Source organism: Amycolatopsis sp. MJM2582 (assembly GCF_000754115.1).
Lineage (GTDB): Bacteria > Actinomycetota > Actinomycetes > Mycobacteriales > Pseudonocardiaceae > Amycolatopsis > Amycolatopsis japonica.
This window is the reverse complement of sequence record NZ_JPLW01000002.1, coordinates 890,762-913,326: the sequence shown is the minus strand read 5'-3', so window position 1 is coordinate 913,326 and position 22,565 is coordinate 890,762. Positions and strand designations below refer to the sequence as shown.

Below are 22,565 nucleotides of genomic sequence, written 5' to 3'. Positions count from 1 at the left end.
CCACCCCTTCCCCGAGGTCAGGCCAGCATGCCGCCGTCCACCCGCAGGACCGTTCCGGTCACGTAGGAGGCGCGATCACTCAGCAGCCACGCCGCGGCCTGCGCGATCTCCTCGGGCTCGGCCACACGGCCCAGCGGGGTCTGGGCGTTGAGCCGCTGAAGGATGCCCGGCGAGCTCTCGACCCACTCGGAGAACATCTCGGTCAGCGTCGTGCCGGGTGCGACGGCGTTGATCCGGATCCCTTCCGGGCCGTAGGTGGTGGCGGCCGACGCGGTGAGGCTGTTGACGCCGCGTTTCATGGCGCCATACGCGGGGAGTTCCGGGTTGGCCATCAGGCTGCCGACGCTGGTGTTGTTGACGATGGCCCCGGTCTTCGCGGTGGCCCGGATGGCCTCGATCTCGGCGATCATCGCCAGCCACGGACCCTTCAGGTTCACCGCGTAGATACGGTCGAAATCGGCCTCGGTCACCTGGTCCATCGGGCCGGGTGGCACGTTGGTCGCGCCGTTGTTGAACGCGACGTCGAGCCTGCCGTGCAGTTCCACGGCGCGGTCGACGGCCGCGCGGATGCTCGACGCGTCGCCGAGGTCGCAGACGACGTGGTCCGCGATGCCGCCCTCCGCGCGGATCTCCTCGGCCACGGTCTTCAGCTGGGACTCGGTGCGGGCGGCGAGCACGACGCGGGCGCCTTCCCTGGCGAACAGCCGCGCCGCGGCGGCGCCGATACCTCGGCCGGCGCCGGTGATGAAGGCGACCTTGCCGTCGAGCAGGCCGGAAACAGTCGTTGTGGTGGTCATGGCACCGAGCGTTGTCCCGCCCTCGGCGCCTATCCAGGCATCGGCGGTACCTGGCTGGCGGGCCGCGATCGTCCACACTGGAGTGGTGGACAGACGACAACTGGCGGACTTCCTGCGCAGCAGGCGCGAGCGGATCACTCCCGCCGACGTCGGCCTTCCCGCCGGGCCCCGCCGCCGCACTCCCGGCCTGCGTCGCGAGGAGGTGGCACAGCTGGCGTACATCTCGACCGAGTACTACACGCGGCTGGAGCAGGCTCGCGGGCCGCGGCCCTCGCGTGAGGTACTGGGCGGGCTGACCAGGGCACTGCGGCTGTCGGATGTGGAACGGGACCACCTGCACCATCTCGCCGGCGCCCCGCCGGGGCCACCGCCCGGACCGTCGCGTGAGGTCCGGCCGAGCATTCTCGCGCTGCTGCACCGTCTTCCGCAGGCGGCGGCGATCGTGCTGTCGGCGACCTACGAGGTGCTCGCCTGGAACGACCTCGCCGCGGCGTTGATGGAGGACTTCTCCGCGCTGCCCAGGCGGGACCGCAATCTCGTGCGCCGCGCGTTCCTCGGGCCGCGGCCGGAGGGGAGACGGCTGTACGGGGTGTCCGATGTGGACGAGTTCGCGGCGAGCGCGGTCCGGAATCTGCGGGTCACCGCCGGCCGCTATCCCGACGACCCCGAAGTCGCCGGGCTGATCCGGGAACTCCTCGACGGCAGTGAGGAATTCGCCCGGCTGTGGGCCGCGCACGACGTCTGCGCCGCGCCCACACTGTGCAAGACGTTCCAGCACCCGGTGGTCGGCCCGGTCAGCGTGAACTGCGACGTCCTCGACATCAGCGACCGCGACCAGCAGGTCGTGATCTACACCGCCGATCCCGGCACCGCGTCGGAGAACGCGCTGCGGCTGCTATCCGTCGTCGGGACGCAGCGGATGGACGCTCCGCTCTGATGGTTTTGTAGGTTCCCTCGATACCAGCGGGTCGATCCTGAGCGCGATCGCGAGTGCGAAGCGGCCTGCCGGGTCGTCGATCGTGCGGCCGAACAGCGTCCGCAACTGCCGGATCCGGTACCGGACGGTCTGGACGTGGACATGCAGTTCGACGCCGATCGCCTGCGGCTGGTCAGGCCGGGCGAGCCAGGCGGCGAGGGTCGTGGTGAGCCGTTGCCGCGTCGGTTCCGGGAGACCGGCCAACGGCGCGAGGACGTCTTCGGAGAACTCGGCGGCGAGTTCGGGATCGGCGGTCAGCAGCAGATCGATGCGGTGATCGGTCGTGTGGACGAGCGGGCTGTCACCGAGCGCGCCGGTGCGGGTCAGCCGCCAGAGCGCGCTCGCCCGGCGGGCACCGAGCGCGGCCGAGCGGAGCGGCACGACCGGGCCCACGCCGGCCTGGTCGTCGCCCAGCAGGTCCCGCAACCGGCCGAGGTACCACTCCAGGCGGTCGGCGGGCATGACCACCGCGGTCAGGTCGTGGTGACGGCCGACCAGCACCCGCCCCGGCATCCGGTCCAGCAGCTGGGGTGCGACATCGGCGCTGGTGACCGCGACGACGAGCCTGCCGGGCAGGACCCACATGGCTTGGCTCGCGGCGTCTTCGAGCAAATCCCGGCCGGCGGCCGGTTCGGCGAGCAGGAGACCCAGGAGCCGGTCCCTTCGCGCTTGCCCGGCCCGCGCGGCCTGTGAGCGCGCTTCGGCGTACCCGTCGGCGGCCGCGGCCGAGAGTTCCGCGATGAAGGCGAACAGCGCCTCACCGAGTTCGACGATCGCCTGGGTCGGCAGATCCACCGCAGGCGCCGCCGAGGTCAGCTGCCGCCACACGCCCAGCGCCGCGGATTGGTAGAAGCCGAGCATCTCCTCGAGGCTGCGGCCGGCGGTGTGCTGGGCCCGGCCCTGCGCGCGGTAGACCTCCCGGTCGGTGGTGATGTCGGGATGGCCGATCTCGCTGAAGAAGGCGTGCAACGCGACGTCGAGGGTGACTTGGAGGTTCGCCGCCGTCCGGTCGTCCAGCGGGGACCGCAGCCCGGCACGGACCTGGTCCATCGCGGCGGACGCGATCGCGGCGGTGTCGGGTTCCAGGCGGGTCAGCACCGAGGCGTCGAGCCTGCGCCACGGCTGTGCCGACGCCTTCGTCATAGAGGGAACCTACAAAACTCCGATCAAGAACGCGCGCCTCCGTTCTAGTGGTTTTCCCCGCTCCGGCGGACGCTGACCGCAGCATTCGACGACGCATGCAGGAGGCGGCAGTGACACGCTGGGGAAGAATCGCCCGGATCGCCGCGGTGGCGGGCACCGCACTGACCCTCGTCGGAATCGGGACACCGGCCCTCGCCTCGGCGGAGCGGCAGGTGTACGTCGCGATGGGTGACTCGTTCTCGGCGGGCTCGGTGGTGCTGCCGCAGTCCGATCTGTTCACCTGCGCCCGGTCGGCGATCAACTACGCCGGGCTGCTGGCGAAGCAGATCGAGGTCGACGAACTGCGCGACGTCACCTGTGGCGGCGCGACCACGACCCATTTCACCAATCCGCAGAAGGGCATCGTCACCGGCACGAACCCGCCGCAGTACGACGCGCTCTCGGCCGACACGACACTGGTGACCGTCGGCATCGGCGGCAACGACATCGGTTTGGTCGGGCTCGCGACGTCGTGTGTGAACCTGCTGCCGGTGGGTGCTTCGTGCAAGGCGGCCAACACCGCGGGCGGGGTGGACAAGTACGCCACCAAGATCGACGCCTTCGCCGCGACCTACGGCACGGTGATCGAGACGATCCGCCAGCGCGCGCCGAAGGCCGAGATCGTCATGGTGGGCTATCCGACCGGGATCAAATCCGGCGGCTGCTGGCCGCTCGTCCCGGTCCTGCCGCAGGACGCGGACTACATCCAGGCCAACATCGACCGGCTCAACGCGCGGATGGCCGAGCAGTCCGCCGCGCACGGCGCGAAGTACGTCGACATCCGGACGCCGAGCATCGGTCACGACGCCTGCCAGCCGATCGGCGTCAAATGGATCGAAGGGCTGATCCCTTCGGTGGTGAATAACAGTTTCGCCCCGCTGCACCCGAACGCCGCGGGGCTCGCGGCCGTGGTGCCGAGTATCCGGAAGGTGCTGTAGCGCCGTCGAGTGTCATGAAAGGGCCGTTCCTGACGAAAAACGTCAGGAACGGCCCTTTCATGACATATGCGAGACCTCAGGTCACGCGGTCGGCGACCAGTACAGGAGCCGGTTCGGGGAACCGGAGCCCGGGTTGGTCACCTTGCCCGTGGTGGCCGCGTTGATCAGCGCGGTGGCCACCTGCGCGGGCGTGGCGCTCTTGTTGTTCTGCAGGTAGCGGGCCGCGACGCCGACCACGTGCGGGGTCGCCATCGAGGTGCCGCTGATGGTGTTCGTCGCGGTGTCGCTGGTGTTCCACGACGACGTGATGTTCGTGCCCGGCGCGAAGATGTCCACGACGCTGCCGTAGTTGGAGAAGCTGGAGCGCGCGTCGGTGTTGGTGGACGAGCCGACGGTGATCGCCTGGGTCACACGGGCGGGGGAGAAGCCCGACGCGTTCGAGTTGGAATTCCCGGCGGCCACGCCGTAGGTGACGCCCGCGGCGATGGACCGGCGGACGGCGTCGTCGAGCGTGCTGGAGGCACCGCCGCCGAGGCTCATGTTGGCCGCGGCCGGTTTGACGTGGTTCTTGGTGACCCAGTCGATACCCGCGATGACCCCGGCGGTGGTGCCGCTGCCGGAGTTGTTGAGCACGCGGACGCCGTAGACGGTGGCGCCCTTGGCGATGCCGTACTGCGAACCGGCGATGGTGCCGGCGACGTGGGTGCCGTGGCCGTTGCCGTCCTGCGCGACGGCGTCGTTGTCGACGAAGTCGTAGCCGTTGCGGGCGCGGCCGCCGAAGGTCTGGTGGCTGATCCGCACGCCGGTGTCGATGACGTAGACGTTCACGCCCGCGCCGGTGCTGGTGTAGCTGTACTTGTTGTCGAGCGGCAGGTTGCGCTGGTCGACGCGGTCAAGGCCCCAGGACGGCGGGTTGGTCTGGGTCGCGTCCGCGTGGACGACCTGGTTCTGCTCGACCGAGGCCACCGACGGGTCGGCGGCGAGCCGCTTGGCCTGCCGTTCCGGCAGTGTCGCGGAGAAGCCCTTGAGCGAGCTGCTGTAGACCTGCTCCACCTTCGCGCCGAAGCGGTTCGCCAGCGCGCCCACGACGCCGGTGTCCTTCAGCGTGACGATGTAGCTGTTCGGGATCGCTTCGGCGGATCCCGCGGCGAGGATCTGTCCTTCGGCGGCTTGGGCGGGAGCGGCGGTCACGCTGATCGCCACCGCGACCGCGCTCGCCATTCCGGCACGTGACAGCCAACGCGCTTGTCTCGTCTCTCGCATGTGTTCGTCCTGTCGTTCGCAGGGGACCGGCCGGTCAAGACCACAGCGGCGGAAAGGCGGTCCAGCTCGACCGCATGGGACGGCACCTGCCGATTCCCACGGAGATCGAGGTTATTGAGCGCATGACATGTCCGAATCGACTGAATGGGGCAGGACCCGACCTTCGTCTGGCGGCCATTGGCGGCGGGTGCCCTGCACGGAAAGTGTGCTCCGTACCCTGATGGCTGGAACATCTTGCCGAGCTTCTGGAGTCCGAACCACCGTGCCAGCCCTTTCCAGCCTGCGAGCCGACTGCGAGAACTGCTTCGGCCTGTGCTGTGTCGTCCCGGCCTTCGCGGCGTCGGCCGATTTCGCGATCACCAAACCGGCGGGCCAGGCGTGCCCGAACCTGCGCGAGGACTCCCGGTGCGGAATCCACGACAAGCTCCGCAAGAAGGGCTTCACCGGCTGCACGGTCTACGACTGCTTCGGCGCGGGCCAGAAGGTCTCCCAGGTCACCTTCGACGGCGAGGACTGGCGCAAGTCGCCGAAGACGGCCAGGACGATGTTCGCGGTCTTCCCGGTGATGCGGGATCTGCAGGAACTGCTCTACTACCTCACCGAAGCGGCGTCGCTGCCGACGTCCGCGCCCATCCGTGACGACCTGGTCGAGATGATCGACCGGACAGAGCGGATGACGCTGGACACGCCCGGCGTGCTGCGGAAACTGGACGTCCACTCGCATCGGGGCGCGGTGAACGGGCTGCTGCTGCGGGCGAGTGAGCTCGCCCGCGCCGCCGTGCCGGGCAAGAAGAAGGACCGGCGTGGCGCCGACCTCATCGGCGCGAAGCTCAAGGGATCGAACCTGCGCGGAGCGCTGCTGCGAGGGGCGTATCTGATCGGCGCGGACCTGCGGGGAGCCGATCTCCGGCAGGCCGACGTCACCGGGGCGGACCTGCGTGACGCCGACATCCGCGGCGCGGACTTCCGTGACACGCTCTTCCTCCTCCAGTCGCAACTGGACGCGGCGAAGGGCGACGCGACGACGAAACTGCCGGACTCGCTTTCCCATCCGGCGCACTGGTAGGCCTGCTACGCCGTGTGGACGATCTCCTGTTCCCAGTCTTCTCGCGGCTGGGTGTGCAGCCGCCAGTAGTGCTCGGCGATGTCGTCGGGGTCGAACGGAGTTCCTTTCGCGACGGGTCCGGCGACGGTCACCGTGGCGACGTGCACTCCTGAGGGGCCGAACTCCTTGTCCAGCAGGGAAACCAGCGCCCGCACACCGGCTTTCCCGAGCGAGAGGCTCGTGTAGGCGGGTACGGCTTCGGGCATTCCTCCGGTCACGATGATCGTGCCCGATCCGCGCTCCGCCATCCCGGGTGCGACGTGCGAAGCGGTGGTGATCGCGCCGACGACGTTGACCGACCACGCCGCGAGATGCCGTTCAACGGACAGCTCGCCGGGGGTGTCGGCCTGGATGATCGCCGCGTTGTAGACCACGACGTCGGGCTCGCCGTGTTCCCGTGCGGCGGTGTCGAGAGCGGCTTTGAGGGAAGCCTCGTCGGTGACGTCGGCGGTGAGTGCCAGCGCGGTCCCGAGTTCGGCGGCCAGCGGTTCCAGGGTCGCCGAGCGGCGGGCCAGCAAGGTGATCGGCAGCCCTTCCTTGGCGAAGCGGTGCGCGACCGAGCGGCCGATACCCGGTCCCGCGCCGATGATCACTGCGCCTGCCATGTGCTTCTCCTTCTGAGTGGGGTGCGCCGACCGTAGGGTCTGACATCGATGTGAAGGTCAAGTCCGCGCCGCAAAGTGTTCACCGGATGAGCGGTTTGCCTGCGAGACTGGGCGCCATGCGTGCCGATCGCCTGGTGGCCACCCTCCTGCTGATGCAGGCGCGGGGCCGCGTCACGGCTTCCGAACTGGCGGAGGAACTGGAGATCTCGGTCGCCACCGCGCGGCGTGACCTCGAGGCGTTGTCGTCGGCGGGTGTCCCGGTGTACCCGCAGCCCGGCCGGGGCGGCGGCTGGTCGCTCGTCGGCGGCGCGCGGACCGACCTCAGTGGACTGTCCGCGTCGGAGGCCCAGGCGCTGTTCCTGCTCGCCGGTCCGGCCGCGTCGCTCTCGCCCGAGGTGAAATCCGCGCTGCGGAAGCTGGTCCGGGCCCTTCCCGACACGTTCCGCGCCGACGCGCAGGCCGCCGCGGACGCGGTCGTCATCGATCCGTCGCGGTGGGGTGAGCGGGAAAAGGAACGGCCCGAGTTGCTCACCGTGCTGCAGGCCGGGATCGTGCGCCGCCGCAAAGTCCGGTTCGGCTACGCGAAGAAAGGCGCGGAGCCGGTCGAGCGGGTCGTGGATCCGTGGGGGCTCGTGGACAAGGACGACATCTGGTACCTCATCGCGGGTACCGAGAAGGGGCAACGCACCTTCCGCGTCGATCGCATGTCCGACGCCGAGGTCAGCGACCTGCCCGCGGGGCGGCCGGACGACTTCGAACTGTCGCGGGCGTGGGAGCAGGTGGTCGACCGGGTCGAGCAACGGCGTTCGGGGCTGGACGCGACCGTGCTCATCGCCGAGCGGCATCTGCCGATCCTCCAGGACCACTTCGGACGGCAGGCACGTGTCGAGGAGACGCTCGAAGACGGGCGCGTGCGGGTGACGGTGTCGGCGCCGGTGGCGTGGATGATCGCGCAGCAGCTCGCGGGCTGGGGTTCGATGATCGAGGTGCTGGGCCCGGAGTCGGTCCAGGAGGAACTCGCGCGGATCGGCGCGGAACTGGTCGAGCGTTACGCGACGCCGGCGCGGTAACCCTGCGGGCTGACACCGTGTTCGCGTTTGAACGCGGTGCTGAGCGCGAACGAACTGCCGTAGCCGACCTGCCGGGCGACCGCGCCGATGGTGACGTCGGGGTGCTGGCGCAGCAGATCGGCGGCGAGCGCGATCCGCCAGCTCGCGAGGTAGGCCATCGGCGGTTCGCCGACCGCGGCGGTGAACCGCCGGGCGAACGCGGCCCGGGACACGCCGGTGTCGGCCGCGAGGCTGGCCACGGTCCACGGTTCGGAAGGCTTGTGCTGCAACAGTTTCAGCGCGCGTCCGACGACCGGATCGCTGTGCGCGCGATACCAGGCGGGTGCCGCGGCGTCGGGCCGGTCGAACCAGGTCCGCAGCGCGGCGACCAGGAGCAGGTCGAGCACGCGGTCCAGGACGGCTTCCTGACCGGGCGTGTCCTTGACGATCTCGCCGGCGAGCAGCGTCACCAGCGGGTTGTCCCATTCGTCGTCCCGGACGACCAGCAGCGCCGGCAGCGCGTTGAGAAGTCGTTTGCTGATCTCGCCCTCGAGCGGATAGGTGCCGGTGAGCAGGACGACAGGGCCGTCCGGATCGTCACCCCAGGTACGGACGCCGAGATCCGACAGCTTGGTGAGATGTTTCCCGTCCGGCGTCAGGCATTCCTGTCCCGGCAGGATCATCGCCTGCGGTGGGGTGGCGGGGTCGTCGGCGACGAGATACGGGTCCGGACCGCGGGCGATGGCGATGTCGCCGGTGCCGAGGCGGACCGCGTCCCCGTGGTCGGGCACCACCCACGACTCGCCGCGGACCTGTGCCATCACCGTCAGCGGCGCCTCGTCCTCGATCCGCAGCGACCACGGCGGGGTCATGACCGACTTCAGCAGGAAGGCGCCGCGGGCGCGGGGTCCGTCGAGCAGACCGGCGAGGGGATCCATGGCGCGAGTGTAGACGATGAAACATGGAAGAGAGCCTTTGAACTATGTTCCGTCTCATTCGCAGGCGCTTGACTAGTGCCATGACAAACACGAAGAACAACGAGACGGTCCTGGTCCTCGGCGCGACGGGCAAGACCGGAAGCCGGGTCGCGCAGCGGCTGACCGCCCTCGGGATCGACGTCCGGAAGGCCTCGCGGCCGGTGTTCGATTGGGACGACCGTTCGACCTGGACGGCCGCGGTCACCGGGATCAGCGCCGCCTACCTGACCTACTACCCCGACCTGGCCTTCCCCGGCGCCGCCGAAGCGATCCGCGACTTCTCCAAGCTGGCCGTGGAACACGGGGTGCGGCGGCTGGTCTTGCTGTCCGGCCGCGGTGAAGAGGAAGCCGTGGTCAGCGAGCAGGGTGTCCGGGACTCCGGTGCCGAGTGGACGGTCGTGCGGGCTAGCTGGTTCGCGCAGAACTTCAGCGAGCACTTCCTGCTGGAACCGGTGCTCGCCGGGGAGATCGTGCTGCCCGCCGGATCGGTGACCGAGCCGTTCATCGACGTCGAGGACATCGTCGACGTGGCCGTGACGGCGCTGACCACCGACGGGCACGACGGCGAGGTCTACGAGCTGACCGGCCCCCGGTTGCTGGGTTTCGCGGACGCGGCGGCGGAAATCGGCAAGGCTTCCGGGCGGGATGTCCGGTACGTTCCGGTCTCCGCCGCGGAATTCGCCGCGGGAGCGGCCGAACAGGGCGTGCCGGAGGAGGAGATCGAGGGCCTGACCGACCTGTTCACGCGCATCCTCGACGGCCGGAACTCCTCGCTCACCGGTGACGTCGAGCGGGTGCTGGGCAGGCCCGCGAGGGACTTCTCCGAATACGCCGCGAAAGCGGCGGCCACTGGGGTCTGGAATCGATGAAACGAGCTGGAATCGGAAGGGAGGCGACAGGAATGGCCACGTTGAGCCAGATCGTCCTGATCGCGGCCGTCATCACGGCGGGGTTGATCGCCGGCTTGTTCTACGCCTACACGTGCTCGGTGATGCCGGGGCTGGGGCGCGCGGACGCCCGGACCTACGTGACGGGGATGCGGGAGATCAACATCGCGATCCTCAACGGCTGGTTCGCGCTGAGTTTCGGCGGCGCGCCGTTGCTCGCGGCGGCCGCGGCGGCACTGCATTTCAGGGCGGAACTGCGGCCCGCGCTGCCGTGGCTCATCGCGGGGTTCGCCCTGCTGCTGGTGATGCTGATCGTGACGATGGCGATCAACGTGCCGCTGAACAACGCGCTCGAAGCGGGTTTCGACGGCGACGGCACCGATTTCGAGGCGCTGCGGGCGAAGTTCGAGGGTGTCTGGGAACGGTGGAACCTGGTCCGGACCTTGGCCGCGATCGGCGGTTTCGGGGCTCTGGTGGGCGGGCTGATCGTGCACGTCCGCGCCTGACGCGTGTCAGGAAAGGGTCGTTCAGGACAAAAAACGTCTTGAACGACCCTTTCCTGACATCAGGCGTCGAGAAGCGCCAGAAGCTGCGGCGCGAACGCGACGGCCTCGGCCGCGAAACCACCGTGGTCACCGGGGAAGTAGACCGGCTCCACGCCGAGCCGGGCGGCCGCGAGCACCGCCGCCTCGTGCGCGGGCTGCCCGGCCGAGTCCTTCCCGACGCCGACGACGATCCGGGTCTCCGACGCCTTCAGCGCTTCGTAGTCCGGAGTGAAGTCCCCGATCATCTTCATCAGGTGCACGACGAAGAACTCCATATTCGTCCGCATCTCCGGCGGGAGCGCGCTCCAGTCCATCTCGAAACCGGCGTCGGCCATGAACTTGGCCATCGCCGCCTCGACGCCCTGTTCGCGGTGGAGACGCTGGAGTTCGTCCGGGTCACCGTCGGGTTGGCCGGGCAGCAGGCTCGTCAGCGGGGGTTCGTGCGCCAGGAGCGTCTTGACCCGCCCGGGATGACGGGTGACGAGGTCGAAAGCCTGCATGCAGCCGCCGCTGGAGGCGAAGATCACCGCCGGTTCCGTGCTCACGCTGTCGAGCAGGCGCAGCGCGTCGTCGGTGTGGGCCTCGATCTGTTGCTTCCCGTCCGGATCGTCGAGCGGGCTGCGGGAGATTCCGCGCGGGTCGTAGGTGATCACCGTGTAGTGCTCCGCGAGCAGGCCCGCGATCGGTGCGAACATCGCGGAATCGGCCGCGCCACCGGGAATGCACAGCAGAACCGGGCCGCTGCCGGAGACGGTGTGGTGCAGCCGGGCGCCGGGGACGTCGAGAACGGCCATCGGATGACCCCTTCCTCTTTTCGGACTTGTCGCCCACCGACGAACGGTGACGCCGTGGACAGACAGCCGGGAGTCAGGAGATTTCGGCGATTTTTTCCGACAGGTAGGCGCGCTCGGCGTCGGTGCCGGCGAGCGCGAGTGCCTCGCGGTACGCGTCGGCGGCCTCGTCGAGCCGGTCGAGGCGCCGGAGCAGGTCCGCGCGGGTCGCGGGCAGCAGGTGGTAGCCGGGGAGACCGCCGTCCGCGGTGAGCTTGTCGACCAGTTCGAGCCCGGCCTCGGGACCTTCGGCCATGGCGACGGCGACCGCGCGGTTCAGTTCGACGACGGGTGACGGCACGAATCGCAGCAGTTCCCCGTAGAGCGCGGCGATCTGTGCCCAGTCGGTGTCGGAGGCGTGGGCGGCCGTGGCGTGACAGGCGGCGATGGCGGCCTGGATCTGGTACTGCCCGGCGACACCGAGCCGGAGCGCGGTCTCCAGCAACTCCGTGCCCTCGGCGATCTCGGCGGTGTTCCAGCCGCCGCGGTCCTGGTCTTCGAGCGAGACGAGCGTGCCCTGAGCGTCGACGCGGGTGGCCCGGCGGGCGTCGTGCAGGAGCAGCAGGGCCAGCAGCCCGAGGACCTCCGCCTCGTGCGGCATCAGGCTGGCGAGGATCCGCGCGAGCCTGATGGCCTCCGCGGACAGATCGGGCCGGAGCAGATCCGTACCGGCACTGGCCGAGTAGCCCTCGTTGAACAGCAGGTACAGCATTCCCAGCACCGCGGCCGTGCGTTCGGGCAGCAGATCAGCGGGCGGGACCCGGTACGGGATGCCCGCCGTGCGGATCTTCCGTTTCACCCGGACCAGGCGCTGCGACATCGTCGCCTCGGAGACGAGGAAGGCGCGGGCGATTTCGGCGGTGGTGAGCCCGGCCAGGGTCCGCAGCGCGAGCGCGACCTGCCCTTCGAGCGGCAGCGCGGGGTGGCAGCAGGTGAAGATCAGCCGGAGCCGGTCGTCGTGGACGCCGCTCTCGTCCCAGTGCGGCTCGGCGGGGACGTTCAGTTCGGCGGCTTCGCGCAGTTTCGCCGCGCCGACGGCTTCGCGGCGGATCCGGTCGGTGGCGCGGTTGCGTGCCGCCGTCGTCAGCCAGGCGCCGGGTTTCGCCGGGACGCCGTCGCGGGGCCAGGTGCGCAACGCGAGCGCGAACGCCTCTTGGAGACATTCCTCGGCGAGGTCCCAGTCGCCGGTGACGCGGATCAGGGTGGCGATGACCTGTCCCGATTCCTCGCGGAACGCCCGAGTGATCGCGGCGTCGAGTTCGGTGGTCACCTGAGGAGTCCTTCCAGCAGCGGCACGATCTCTTCCGGTGCCGGGTACGCGGTGATCTCGTCCCGCAGCCGCCCGGCCGCCTCCCGGTAGGACGGTTCCCTCAGCACCGTGGACACGGCCTCGCGGATGTCTCGCGGTGTCGCGTCGATGACGTCGAGGACGGTGCCGAGCCCGAGTTCGGTGACCCGATCGCCGTTGTGGGGCTGGTCGGCGCCCATCGGGAGCAGCACCATCGGCAGCCCGTGGGCGAGCGCGCCGAGCAGGCTGCCCGAACCGCCGTGGCTGAGCACCAAGTCGCAGTACGGGAGGACGTCGTCCTGCGGCAGGTACCGCGTGAGGTGGATGTGCTCGGGCTGCGGGCCGAATTCGGCGGGATCGACCAGGTTCCCGACGGTCACCACACAGGTCGCGTCGACCTCGCGCAGGCCGGTCAGTGCCCGGGCGAACAGGTCGCCGGATTCGGTGTTGAAGATCGTGCCGAGGGTGAAGTAGACGGTGGGACGGCCTTCGACGTGCCACTCCGGCACCGGTCCGCGGCCGGGAAGGGGACTGCGGAACGTCCGCGCGGTCGGCGGCATCGGGAACCGGGGGTCGCGGAAGCTCGCGGGGAACGGGGAAAGCACGAGGTGGCGGTACGCCATCTCCAGGTTTCGTTGCGGCGGGAGACCGTGGACGGCGCGGACCTCGTTGAGCGCGTCGTCGATCAGTTCGGCGCGGATGAGCACCCCCGCCGCGATCACCAGGACAGTGGCGTGCGGGAGGCCGAGGCGTTCGGCGGCGATCATCGCGCCGTGATCGGCTTCGTCGCACACGAGCAGATCCGGTTCCCAGTCCTCGCAGAGCGCCATGACGTCCTTCGCCCGCTGTGGCGCGGTGCGGCGGACGAAACCGTCACGGAGATCGCTGTCCTCGCGATCCCTGTCGACGGGGAGCAACGGGCGAAGTCCGCCGCCGTCGCTGCCGAGGTTCGGCCCCGACGGGAATGCGGTGAACCCCGTGGCCTCGACGACAGGGACCATCAACGGCTCACCGGTGAACGCGATCGCGTGCCCCGCCTCGGCGACCGCGTGGGCGAGGGGGAGCAGCGGCCGGAAGTGGCCGTTGCCGCCGGCGAAGGTGAACAGGACACGCATGTCAGCGACCCTATCGGCGGGGCGGCGGCGCTACCCTGCTGCGGTGATCGATACGGACGCCGACGAGGTCCGCCTGTGCGCGCTGGAAGGCTGCGAGAATCCTTTGCCCCCGCCCGCGGTGGACGCCGACGGCAAACGCAAGGGTGGCCGTCCCTCGGCCTATTGCGGCAAGGCCCACGCCGACGCCGCCTCGCGGGCCCGGCGGGCGGCCGCGGTGGCGAGCGTGGCAGATCCGCTGCTGGAGGTCCGCCGGATCGCCGACGAGTTCACGCCGGCGGCGGCGTCGCTCGTGGAACTGCTGGACGCGATGCGTGCGCGGTTCGACGACGCCGGAAAGGCGGCGCTGGGCCGGGTGACCGAAGCGGAGACCGACGCGGCGACGGCCCGGCGCGAGGCCGAGGACGCACAGCAGGCGGCGGCGAAGGCCGACACGGCGCGCGCGACCGCGGTGGCCGCGTCCCGCGACGACAAGGCGGCGAAGGTCAAGGCGGAACGTGCCGCCGAGCAGGCATTGAAGGACGCGGAGGAGACCCGGCAGCGTTCGTGGGCCGAGGTCGCCGCCCACGAACGAGCCCGCGGTGCCGCGGAAGCCGCGACCGTCGCGGCGGAACGTGCCCGTGACGAGCTGGTCGCGGAGCTCCGGACGCTGCGTGAAGAGAAGACCCGGCTGACCACGGAGCTGGCCGAGCGCGACACGGCTTTGGCCAGGGCGGCCGCGGAGCGCGCGGCATTGCAGGACCGGCTCGACGAGGCCAAGGCGCGGGCGGCGGTGTCCGAAAAGGACTCGGCAGGGCTTCGGGCGTCGCTCGCGGAAGAACACACGGCCAGGAGCCTCGCCGAAGCCCGGACGACGGCTCTCGCCGAGGAGCTGGAGCGGGCACACGCCCGCGCTGCCGCCGATCAGGCGCGGTACGACGACGTCGTCCGGCGGCTTGCCATCCCTTCGCGCGAATCGGCTGTGGAGCCTTCCGAGCTGACGTAGAGTGCCGCTCACCTATCCAGGGTTGGGGGCACGGGCTGTGAGCGGGTACGAGGTCGAGATCGGTCAGCTGCGGGCCGCGGCCAAGGCGGCGGGTTCCGCGGCTGACCAGGCCAGAGCCGTGGAACCGGGCACCGGCTTGGGTGCGATCGCGACGGCGTTGCCGGGCGGGGAGGCCGCGAAGGGCGCGCCCACGCTGGCGTCGACGTGCACCGAGCGGGCGAAGGGGTGGGCCGGCGAGATCGACCGCTGGAGCGAGTCGATCACCAAGGCCGCCAAGGCGTACTCCGAAAACGAGAACTCCGCGGAGGAGGCGTTCGGACGATGACGGTCGGCTACGACGACGTCCGTGAATGGGACGCCGAGGCACTCCACACGGCGGCCACCAACCTGGGTGGCCGCCGGGACAAGCTCATCGGGCTGCAGGACGAACTCGACGACGCCAGGAAACTGCCCGACTGGCGTGGCCCGGCGGGTGAGCGTGCCCGCGATTCGCTGGGCGACACCCGGAACAAGGCCGAGATCCTGATCGCGGAATTGTCCGCTGTCGAACGTGCCCTGCAGAACGCGTCGGACGACGTGTCCGCGCTGAAGACCAGGGTCGCCAACAACGATTCCCTCGCCGGCACCTACCAGTTCAGCGTCGCCGCCGATGGCACGATCGTGGACGGCAAACCCGCCGACCCGCCGCCGAAGTCACGGTTCGAGGCCGAGGAACGCGCCGAGTCCCAGCGGCACCGCGAGACCATCCGGAAGCAGCTGGAGCAGGAATCCAAGGCGATCCTCACGACCGCGAACAGCATCGACGCCGCCCTCGCCCGGGTGATGCGGCTCGTGCAGGACGGCCAGATCAGCGACCACGAGGCGACCGACCTGGCGGGCGCCAAGAAAGCCGGGCAGATCGACGCCGGTGTGGTCGAGATGGAGCAGGCGCTGCGCGACGCCGGGCTGCTGAGCGGGCCACCCGCGTCCGGCCACTACCGGCAGTGGCTCGAGAACGCCGTCCGCCGGGGCGTATCGATCGACACCATCAAGAAGATCGCCGACGACCACGACATCACGCCGGAGGACTTCAAGGTCCTCGACGGAATGGAAGAGATCCGCGAGGACGAGGACGGCGACGGGACTTACAAGTCGTACTTCCTGATGCCGACCGACGTCAGCGGGGACGACGCCGCCAAGGCGGTGCGGATGACCTACATCCTCAACGCGGGCACCGACTACGGCGCCGGAGGCGAGAAGACCGACTTCGCGCCGACACCGTACGGATCCGAGGAGCTGCGGCGGATCACCGACCGGCAGCGGGAGAACTCCTGGAGCTACGACGACGACGTGGGTTTCGTGCACGGCAACGGCGGGCGGCTGGTGACCACCCCGAACGGCATGATGATGGGTCTGGGCGGGAACGTCATCCAGGACCAGTTCAGCCAGCAGGGCGGCACCGCCTGGGGTGACACGTTCATGCTGAACATCGACGACGCGAAGGATCCGGCGCAGCAGCTGCGGGAGGTGGTGAAGTCGGGGCACGCCTGGTACGAGGACGACAACGGCGCGTCCCAGGGCTCGCTCGACCTGGATCGGTTGCTGCACCACGAGGAGCGCCATTCCCAGCAGTGGGCTCGCGAAGGCTATGCCGGCTTCCTCGCCTCCTACGCGTGGGAGAAGGTCACCGGAGGCAACGAAACCGAGGAAGACGCGGGACTCACCGATGGCGGATATCACTAGACGGGTCTGCGCCGCCTTGCTCGTGGTGGCGGCGACCGCGGCGTGCGACACCAAGGCGCAGTTCGCGCCGTCGCTGCCACCGGAGGCCGGGTTCCGCGTCGACGGCGGCGTCTTGAAACTGTGGACGGGCACCCCGTGCGAGGGCGTCACCGGTCTGCGGCTGACGTTCGACTCCGGTACGCAGAACAGCACGGAGCAGGTGTGGGCCGCGCCGCAGCCAGGCGTGCGAGTCGAGCGGCTGGACCTGCTGGGTGGTTCCTCTTCGGACGCCGGTGGTCTCCAGGTCCGGACACCGCTGCCCTCGACGTACGACTGGACGAAGGCGGGCTCGGTCAATATCGCCGTCGACGGCCCGAAAGCGTTCGGTGCCAAGACCGACGTCGCCAAGGTGCTGCGCGAGTCGGCCGGGCATCCGGCCGGGAGCTACCTGTTCGGCCGGAGCGGCTGGATGGACGCGGCGGCCGTGCAGCGCGAGAACCGGAAGTCGTTCCTGACCGTCTGCACTCCCGATCCGGCATGACGGCCTCGCGGACGGTGGTGCGGCGCGTCGTGCTCGGCGCGTTCGTCGTTGTCGTGGCGGTGATCGTGCTGCTCGTCGGCAGCGCGGTGCTCAGCGCGACCGGGCTGTCATCGGATCCGCACGGGTACGGGATGTTCGCGGGAATCCTGTTCGGCGCGGTCCTGACCCCGGTCGCGCTGGCGCTGTGGCTGCTCTACCGCCGACTGCGCTGACGCGGTTAACCGACCCCGGCCACGGCGTGATTCGGGCGGTTCGCGTGACCGGAGGGACGACACACGTGACTGTGGGGACGACACGCGTGATTGGGGGGACGACACATGATGGGGACTCGGCCGCGACAGTGTCGTCCGTCCAGTCACGCGTGTCGTCCATCGGATCACGCGTGTCGTCCCCACAGTCACGCGAGAACGCTCAGGAGGGAAGCTCGGTCCCCGAGGTACCGGAACCACCGGTGACCAGCTGCTCGACCCCGTCCAGGATCCGCGCCAGCCCGAACCGGAAGGTGTGCAGCGGCGCGCTCGCCGCACCGTGGGTCTCCCCGGCGGCCTGCCCGACGCGTGCCGCCAGCGGGAAGAGGCCGGCGTCGGCTTCGGGGATCTCCGCGAGCACGGGCGCGCTGGCCGTCCACCACTCCATGTCCGTCAGGCCGGAGCGCCGCACGAGACTCGCCGATTCCACCGAGCCGCGTGCGATGCCCTGGACGAAGCCGTTGACCATCGCCACGACGGCGTCCATCTCCAGGTCGGTGAGCCCGATCGCGTCGACGGCCTTCAGCTCGCGTTCGTGCTTCGCGAAGGTGTGCGGGCCGAGGGGGAGACGGCCGGTGGTGAGCTGGAGCATCCAGGGATGCCGGTGGTACATCTCCCAGGCGTCCTCGGCGAGGATCGTCATCGTGATCCGCCAGTCGTGACTGGCCGGGGGATCGGTCAGCTCACCGTGGACCCGGTCCATCATCAGGTCGAGCAGCTCGGCGCGGCTGGGGATGTAGGTGTAGATCGTCATAGGGGAGACGCCGAGCTTTTCCGCGCCCCGGCGCACCGACAACGAGGTGATGCCCTCGGTGTCGGCGATCTCGATCGCGGCGGTGACGATCTCGTCGACGGTGAGCTTCGGCTTGGGGCCGCGGCGGGGTTTCTCGCGCACGCCCCAGAGCAGCTCGATGGTCCGCCGTGGGTCGCCCGCCCCGGTGTGGTCCGCGTCCGTCATCACGTTCTCTCTACGGTGTACAGAGTTGTGTTATCCTGAACTGTACACCGTACAGAGATTGGGGTTGAGTGGCGTCTCACGACGGCTTCGGCAGTGTCGCTTTCGAACCGAAAAATCCCCCTCGGACCAGCGGATTCGTCTTCTGGAGCGCCGAGGGGAACACGCCGGGGACCGGGGAGGTGACGGTCGCTCTCCCCGAGATCACCACGGTGCCGTGCGTCCGGCTGCCGATGGCCGAGGCGCTTCCGGCGCTGCTGCGTCTGAATGACAGCGACAACGACTCCGCGCGTTTCTGGAGCACGGCCGCCGCGGCGGCGTTGAAGCTCGCCGAGGCGGGCAGGCTGCTTCCCGGGCTCACGGAGTCCGATGTGGACGCCTGGCGCGCCGGCCCGCTGGAACCGGCGGACGCCGCTTGGCTGCGCGAGCTGTCCGAAGCGATGCCCGCGCGAGCGCGGGCGATCCCGAGCGAGGGAAACCTTCTGCCGGCGCGGTATCCGTTGCTGCGCGCGTTCCTCGACGCCGTTGCCGACACCCTTCCGCGCACTCCCGCCGCCGCGCAGGCGGCCGGGGTGAAGGCGTTCGCCGCCGCGCCCTCGCACCGTGTTCCGCAGTTGCGGGACTGGGCGGCCGAGGTCGCGGCCGGGCTGGATTCCGGGGTCCGGGTCTCGATACGGATCGAAGCGCCGGGAGACGACTTCACGATCGGCCGCTTCAGCGGAGTCGTCCAGGTGCACAGCCTGGCCGATCCCGGTGTCCTGGCCGACGCCGCCGCGCTCTGGGCGGGTGACGACCGGTTCGGTCCAAGGGCGCGGATCGACGTGATGCTGGCGCTGCGCCGGGCCGCGCAGGTGTGGCCGCCGCTGGAACCGCTGCTCGGCGCGGCGGTCCCCGACGAGGTCGGGCTCGGCGACACCGACATCACCGAACTGCTCACCACCGCGGCGCCGCTGCTGGCCACGGCGGGTATCGACGTGCACTGGCCCGCCGATCTCGCCCGCGACCTGAGTGCGAAGGCGGTGGTGGGCGGCGGTGACGCGCCACCCGCCGATCTTCCGTCGTTCTTCGCCGGCGGCACGCTGCTGCAGTTCGACTGGCAGCTGGCCCTCGGCGGTGCGCCGCTCACCGCGGCCGAGATGGACGCGCTGGCCGAGGCCCACCGTCCCGTCGTGCGCCTGCGCGATCAGTGGGTGCTCGTCGACCCGGCTCTCGCGGCGAAGGCACGGGATCGTGCGCTGAAGCCGCTTACGCCGATCGACGCGCTCGGTGCCGCCTTGAGCGGGACCACCGAGATCGACGGTGAACGCGTCGACGTCCTCACCGACGGCTGGCTCGCCGCGTTGCGGGAGCGGCTACTCGCCCCGCCGGAACCGCAGGCGCCGCCACGAGGCCTGGCCGCGACCTTGCGCGACTACCAGATGCGCGGCCTGCAGTGGCTCACCGCCATGACCTCGATCGGGCTCGGCGGCTGTCTCGCCGACGACATGGGTCTCGGCAAGACGATCACGCTGATCTCGCTGCATCTGCATCGCGCGGATGGTCCGACGCTGGTCGTCTGCCCGGCCTCGTTGCTGGGGAACTGGGAACGCGAGATCACCAAGTTCGCCCCCGGCGTCCCGGTGCGGCGGTTCCACGGCACCGAACGCTCCCTTGACGACCTCGGCGACGGCTTCGTGCTCACGACGTACGGCACGTTGCGGGTGGATCCGGAGCCGCTGGGGTCCGTCCACTGGGGACTGCTGGTGGCCGACGAGGCCCAGCACGTCAAGAATCACCGCTCCGGCACGGCGAAGGCATTGCGGACGCTGACGTCGTCGGCGCGGGTGGCGCTCACGGGCACCCCGGTGGAGAACAACCTCGCCGAGCTGTGGGCGATCCTCGACTGGACGACACCGGGCCTACTCGGCTCCATGGCCGATTTCCGCCGGGTATGGGCGAAACCGGTCGAGTCCGGAAAGGACCCGGAAGCGGCGGAGCGCCTGTCCCGGCTCGTCCGCCCCTTCCTGCTGCGCCGCCGCAAATCCGATCCGGGGATCGCGCCGGAGCTGCCCGCCAAGACCGAGACCGACCGGCCGGTGACGCTCACGGCCGAGCAGGCGGCGTTGTACGAGGCGACGGTGCGCGAGCTGATGGCCGAGATCGCCGGGAGCGAAGGCATCGCTCGCCGCGGCCGGATCGTCAAGCTCCTCACCGGGCTCAAGCAGATCTGCAACCATCCCGCGCAGTACCTCAAGGAGCCCTCGGACGCGGTGCTGGACGGCCGGTCGGGCAAGCTCGAGCTGCTCGACGAACTGCTGGGCACGATCCTCGCCGAGGACGGCGCGGTGCTGGTGTTCACGCAGTACGTCGCCATGGCACGGCTGCTGGAACGTCATCTCGCGCAGCGCGGGATCGGCACGCAGCTGCTGCACGGTGGCACCCCGGTGCCCAAACGCGAGGATCTCGTGCGCCGGTTCCAGGCCGGTGAGGTGCCGGTGTTCCTGTTGTCGCTCAAGGCGGCGGGGACCGGGCTCAACCTGACGCGCGCAGATCACGTCGTGCATTACGACCGCTGGTGGAACCCGGCGGTGGAGGACCAGGCGACCGACCGCGCGTACCGGATCGGGCAGACCCGGCCGGTGCAGGTGCACCGGCTCATCGCCGAGGGCACCGTCGAGGACCGGATCGCGGCGATGCTGCGGGAGAAGCGTGCGCTCGCCGACGCGGTACTCGCCGGCGGCGAGGCCGCGCTGACCGAATTGACCGACGAGGAGCTGGCCGATCTGGTCGAGTTGAGGAGCCGCCGATGAGCACGCCTGAAGATCGCGTCCGCGGTTTCCCCGCTTTCGGCGCCCAGGGTGGACGAGGTCAGTTCGCTCGCTCGTGGTGGGGTCGCGCGTGGATCAGCGCGATGGAGGACACCGCGCTGGATCTGCGGCAGCTGAAACAGGGCCGCAAGTACGCCGCGGCGGGCCGGGTCGGTCCGATCACGGTCAGCCCGGGGCGGATCGCCGCGGTGGTCGACGACCAGGAAGGGCAGTACCGCACCGAGGTCCGGCTCGCGGAGCTGACCGGTGACGAGTGGGACCGCTTCCTCGACCGGGTCGCCTCGCGTGCCGGGCATCTCGCCGCGTTGCTGGACCGGGACATGCCGCACGACCTCGTCGAGGCCGCCGACGACGCCGGGGTGCATCTGCTGCCCGGGATCGGTGACCTCGATCCGGATTGCGACTGCCCCGGCTGGGAGCTGCCGTGCCGCCACGCCGCGGCGCTGTCGTTCCAGGCGTCGTGGCTGCTCGACGCCGACCCGTTCGTGCTGTTGCTGATGCGCGGCAAGGGGGAGCGGGAGCTGCTCGACGAGTTGCAGCGGCGCAACGCGCCCCGGTTCGTGCGCACCGGGGACGACGACATCGACGCCGAGCGGGCGTACGCCGGCGAGCCCGGCCCGTTGCCGGATATCGCCGCGTTCGCGCCCACCGGAGGTCCGACCGTGCCCGGGGCGCCCGAGATCCCGGCCGAGGCCTTCGCCCTGCTGATCGACAACGCGCGACAGATGGCCGGTGCGCACTTGGCGTCGCAGCCGAAGCTCACCCGCAAGCAGGACGCCGTCCGCCTCGCCGCCACTCGCCCGGAGACCGTGGAGAGGCTGCGCCCGGCCGAGCACGGTGAGGACTTCGACCGCGCGGTGCTCGCGTGGCGGCACGGTGGCCGCGCCGGTCTCGACGTCCTGGAGACCGTGTGGACGCCGCCGTCGCAGGCGATGGGCCGGGCGCGGGCCGCCTTCGCCGAGGTCGTGGACGATCCCGGCGAAGGCCTGGACGTCGAACGCAACCACTGCACCGTTCACGGGACAGGGGTGCAGGTGCGGCTGGGCAAGGACGGGCTCTGGTACCCGTACCGGGATCAGTGGCCCGCCGGTCCGCCCGAAGCCGATCCCGGCGCGTTGTTCGCCGCGTTGCTCGGCTGATCCCACTGCCGTCCTCGCCGCAGCTCACCCAGGTGCGGCGAGGACAGGTGGAGGATCTGGTACCGGACCTCGTCGGATTCCGGTGCCTCGTCCGCCCACAGGCTGTAGCGGACGACCTGCCAGGTCCGCGGGTCGACGGCCAGCGCGCCCGAATGCGCGCCGTCCTGGCTCAGGTGCTCGCGAAGCCCGTCGAGTGCTTCGCCGAGGAAGGCCACCGGGTCGGTCTCGTCGGGGATCGGCACGACGTGCTTTCCCGCCGCGACCGGGGAAGCACCGAACGCGGGCCCCTCCTCGAAGCCGAGCACGGTCCAGTGCTGCACGGCGGGACGTCCGAAGGATTCGACGATGCCGCTGAACGGTCCGCCGAACAGGAAGGCGTTCATCCCGGCTTCGTCGTGCCACAGATAGAACGGCGAGTACTGGTTCAGCGTCGAGCCGTCGACGCCGCGCTCACGGATCCCGTAGACCTTCAGCCCCAGGCCGCCGAAGTCGTCGAGCAGATGCCCGCGGGTGGCGACGCGGTCGCGGATGATGCCCATGTCGTAGTCGGCGGGGAGGGTGATCTCGTACTGCATCGCATGCATGCCGTACATACTAGTAGGTACAGAGATCGTCTTCGCCCCAAACCGCGGTGC

The 22,565-nt window shown here is 70.2% G+C and carries 23 protein-coding genes; 13 read left to right on the top strand and 10 right to left on the bottom strand.

Going from position 1 to position 22,565, the window contains the following annotated elements:
* Positions 1 to 17 precede the first annotated feature (17 nt).
* Entirely contained in the window at positions 18 to 797 is a 780-nt protein-coding gene (locus ED92_RS14475; RefSeq protein ID WP_037338044.1) for an SDR family NAD(P)-dependent oxidoreductase, read from the bottom strand.
* Positions 798 to 882: 85 nt separating this feature from the next.
* On the opposite strand from ED92_RS14475, the gene ED92_RS14470 reads away from it, so the two are divergent.
* Complete coding sequence (locus ED92_RS14470; protein WP_037338042.1) at positions 883 to 1,734, top strand: helix-turn-helix transcriptional regulator; 852 nt, start codon at positions 883 to 885, stop codon at positions 1,732 to 1,734.
* On the opposite strand, the gene ED92_RS14465 is transcribed toward ED92_RS14470, so the two are convergent.
* Complete coding sequence (locus tag ED92_RS14465) at positions 1,693 to 2,916, bottom strand: CdaR family transcriptional regulator (protein ID WP_037338039.1); 1,224 nt, start codon at positions 2,914 to 2,916, stop codon at positions 1,693 to 1,695. The two genes, ED92_RS14470 and ED92_RS14465, sit on opposite strands and share 42 nt — an antisense overlap.
* 146 nt (positions 2,917 to 3,062) lie before the next feature.
* On the opposite strand from ED92_RS14465, the gene ED92_RS14460 reads away from it, so the two are divergent.
* Entirely contained in the window at positions 3,063 to 3,893 is an 831-nt protein-coding gene (locus ED92_RS14460; protein WP_037339994.1) for an SGNH/GDSL hydrolase family protein, read from the top strand.
* Between the two features lie 81 nt (positions 3,894 to 3,974).
* Here the strand turns inward: ED92_RS14460 and ED92_RS14455 are convergent, their stop codons facing one another.
* Positions 3,975 to 5,156 (bottom strand): S8 family peptidase, encoded by a 1,182-nt coding sequence (locus tag ED92_RS14455; protein ID WP_369797404.1) that lies wholly within the window; start codon positions 5,154 to 5,156, stop codon positions 3,975 to 3,977.
* Between the two features lie 262 nt (positions 5,157 to 5,418).
* On the opposite strand from ED92_RS14455, the gene ED92_RS14450 reads away from it, so the two are divergent.
* Positions 5,419 to 6,222: a pentapeptide repeat-containing protein gene (locus tag ED92_RS14450; protein WP_037338035.1), complete on the top strand. Its 804-nt coding sequence runs from the start codon at positions 5,419 to 5,421 to the stop codon at positions 6,220 to 6,222.
* A gap of 5 nt (positions 6,223 to 6,227) precedes the next feature.
* On the opposite strand, the gene ED92_RS14445 is transcribed toward ED92_RS14450, so the two are convergent.
* Complete coding sequence (locus tag ED92_RS14445) at positions 6,228 to 6,866, bottom strand: SDR family NAD(P)-dependent oxidoreductase (RefSeq protein ID WP_037338033.1); 639 nt, start codon at positions 6,864 to 6,866, stop codon at positions 6,228 to 6,230.
* Between the two features lie 116 nt (positions 6,867 to 6,982).
* On the opposite strand from ED92_RS14445, the gene ED92_RS14440 reads away from it, so the two are divergent.
* Complete coding sequence (locus ED92_RS14440) at positions 6,983 to 7,936, top strand: YafY family protein (protein ID WP_037338031.1); 954 nt, start codon at positions 6,983 to 6,985, stop codon at positions 7,934 to 7,936.
* Here the strand turns inward: ED92_RS14440 and ED92_RS14435 are convergent.
* Positions 7,915 to 8,853 (bottom strand): AraC family transcriptional regulator, encoded by a 939-nt coding sequence (locus ED92_RS14435; protein WP_037338028.1) that lies wholly within the window; start codon positions 8,851 to 8,853, stop codon positions 7,915 to 7,917. The genes ED92_RS14440 and ED92_RS14435 overlap by 22 nt on opposite strands.
* An 80-nt stretch (positions 8,854 to 8,933) precedes the next feature.
* Here ED92_RS14435 and ED92_RS14430 point away from each other — a divergent pair, with 80 nt between their 5' ends.
* Both ED92_RS14430 and ED92_RS14425 read left to right on the top strand, forming a co-directional pair.
* Positions 8,934 to 9,761, top strand: a complete 828-nt coding sequence (locus tag ED92_RS14430; protein ID WP_037338025.1) for an NmrA family transcriptional regulator — start codon at positions 8,934 to 8,936, stop codon at positions 9,759 to 9,761.
* Between the two features lie 32 nt (positions 9,762 to 9,793).
* Positions 9,794 to 10,285 carry a DUF1772 domain-containing protein gene (locus tag ED92_RS14425; protein ID WP_037338022.1) on the top strand — a complete coding sequence of 164 codons (492 nt, stop codon included), beginning with the start codon at positions 9,794 to 9,796 and terminating at the stop codon, positions 10,283 to 10,285.
* A gap of 59 nt (positions 10,286 to 10,344) precedes the next feature.
* Here ED92_RS14425 and ED92_RS14420 read toward each other — a convergent pair whose 3' ends face one another.
* The 3 genes from ED92_RS14420 to ED92_RS14410 form a co-directional block, all read right to left on the bottom strand.
* Positions 10,345 to 11,118 (bottom strand): alpha/beta fold hydrolase, encoded by a 774-nt coding sequence (locus tag ED92_RS14420; protein WP_037338020.1) that lies wholly within the window; start codon positions 11,116 to 11,118, stop codon positions 10,345 to 10,347.
* A gap of 73 nt (positions 11,119 to 11,191) precedes the next feature.
* A complete protein-coding gene (locus ED92_RS14415) occupies positions 11,192 to 12,424 on the bottom strand; it encodes an RNA polymerase sigma factor (protein ID WP_037338018.1) in 1,233 nt (410 codons plus the stop codon).
* Positions 12,421 to 13,557, bottom strand: a complete 1,137-nt coding sequence (locus tag ED92_RS14410) for a glycosyltransferase (RefSeq protein WP_037338015.1) — start codon at positions 13,555 to 13,557, stop codon at positions 12,421 to 12,423. The genes ED92_RS14415 and ED92_RS14410 overlap by 4 nt, the downstream gene beginning before the upstream one ends.
* A gap of 43 nt (positions 13,558 to 13,600) precedes the next feature.
* Between ED92_RS14410 and ED92_RS14405 the strand changes: the two genes are divergently transcribed.
* Genes ED92_RS14405 through ED92_RS14385 form a run of 5 tightly spaced genes read left to right on the top strand, consistent with a single transcriptional unit; the run spans position 13,601 to position 16,993 of the window.
* Positions 13,601 to 14,539, top strand: coding sequence for a hypothetical protein (locus tag ED92_RS14405; protein WP_037338012.1), 939 nt, complete (start codon positions 13,601 to 13,603; stop codon positions 14,537 to 14,539).
* Positions 14,540 to 14,576: 37 nt separating this feature from the next.
* Complete coding sequence (locus tag ED92_RS14400) at positions 14,577 to 14,864, top strand: hypothetical protein (protein WP_037338009.1); 288 nt, start codon at positions 14,577 to 14,579, stop codon at positions 14,862 to 14,864.
* Positions 14,861 to 16,261 (top strand): WXG100 family type VII secretion target, encoded by a 1,401-nt coding sequence (locus tag ED92_RS41900; RefSeq protein WP_081975794.1) that lies wholly within the window; start codon positions 14,861 to 14,863, stop codon positions 16,259 to 16,261. The genes ED92_RS14400 and ED92_RS41900 overlap by 4 nt, the downstream gene beginning before the upstream one ends.
* Positions 16,245 to 16,781: a hypothetical protein gene (locus ED92_RS14390; protein ID WP_037338006.1), complete on the top strand. Its 537-nt coding sequence runs from the start codon at positions 16,245 to 16,247 to the stop codon at positions 16,779 to 16,781. The genes ED92_RS41900 and ED92_RS14390 overlap by 17 nt, the downstream gene beginning before the upstream one ends.
* The gene (locus ED92_RS14385; RefSeq protein ID WP_037338003.1) at positions 16,778 to 16,993 is read left to right on the top strand and encodes a hypothetical protein; all 216 of its coding nucleotides are present in this window, start codon (positions 16,778 to 16,780) and stop codon (positions 16,991 to 16,993) included. The genes ED92_RS14390 and ED92_RS14385 overlap by 4 nt, the downstream gene beginning before the upstream one ends.
* Before the next feature lie 199 nt (positions 16,994 to 17,192).
* Here ED92_RS14385 and ED92_RS14380 read toward each other — a convergent pair whose 3' ends face one another.
* Entirely contained in the window at positions 17,193 to 17,987 is a 795-nt protein-coding gene (locus tag ED92_RS14380) for a TetR/AcrR family transcriptional regulator (RefSeq protein ID WP_037338000.1), read from the bottom strand.
* Between the two features lie 68 nt (positions 17,988 to 18,055).
* Between ED92_RS14380 and ED92_RS14375 the strand changes: the two genes are divergently transcribed.
* Together ED92_RS14375 and ED92_RS14370 are read left to right on the top strand one after the other, a co-directional pair.
* Positions 18,056 to 20,773 (top strand): DEAD/DEAH box helicase, encoded by a 2,718-nt coding sequence (locus ED92_RS14375; RefSeq protein WP_037337996.1) that lies wholly within the window; start codon positions 18,056 to 18,058, stop codon positions 20,771 to 20,773.
* Positions 20,770 to 21,930: an SWIM zinc finger family protein gene (locus ED92_RS14370; RefSeq protein WP_037337993.1), complete on the top strand. Its 1,161-nt coding sequence runs from the start codon at positions 20,770 to 20,772 to the stop codon at positions 21,928 to 21,930. The genes ED92_RS14375 and ED92_RS14370 overlap by 4 nt, the downstream gene beginning before the upstream one ends.
* Here ED92_RS14370 and ED92_RS14365 read toward each other — a convergent pair.
* Entirely contained in the window at positions 21,867 to 22,514 is a 648-nt protein-coding gene (locus tag ED92_RS14365) for a DUF4865 family protein (protein WP_037339987.1), read from the bottom strand. The two genes, ED92_RS14370 and ED92_RS14365, sit on opposite strands and share 64 nt — an antisense overlap.
* Between the last annotated feature and the right edge of the window lie 51 nt (positions 22,515 to 22,565).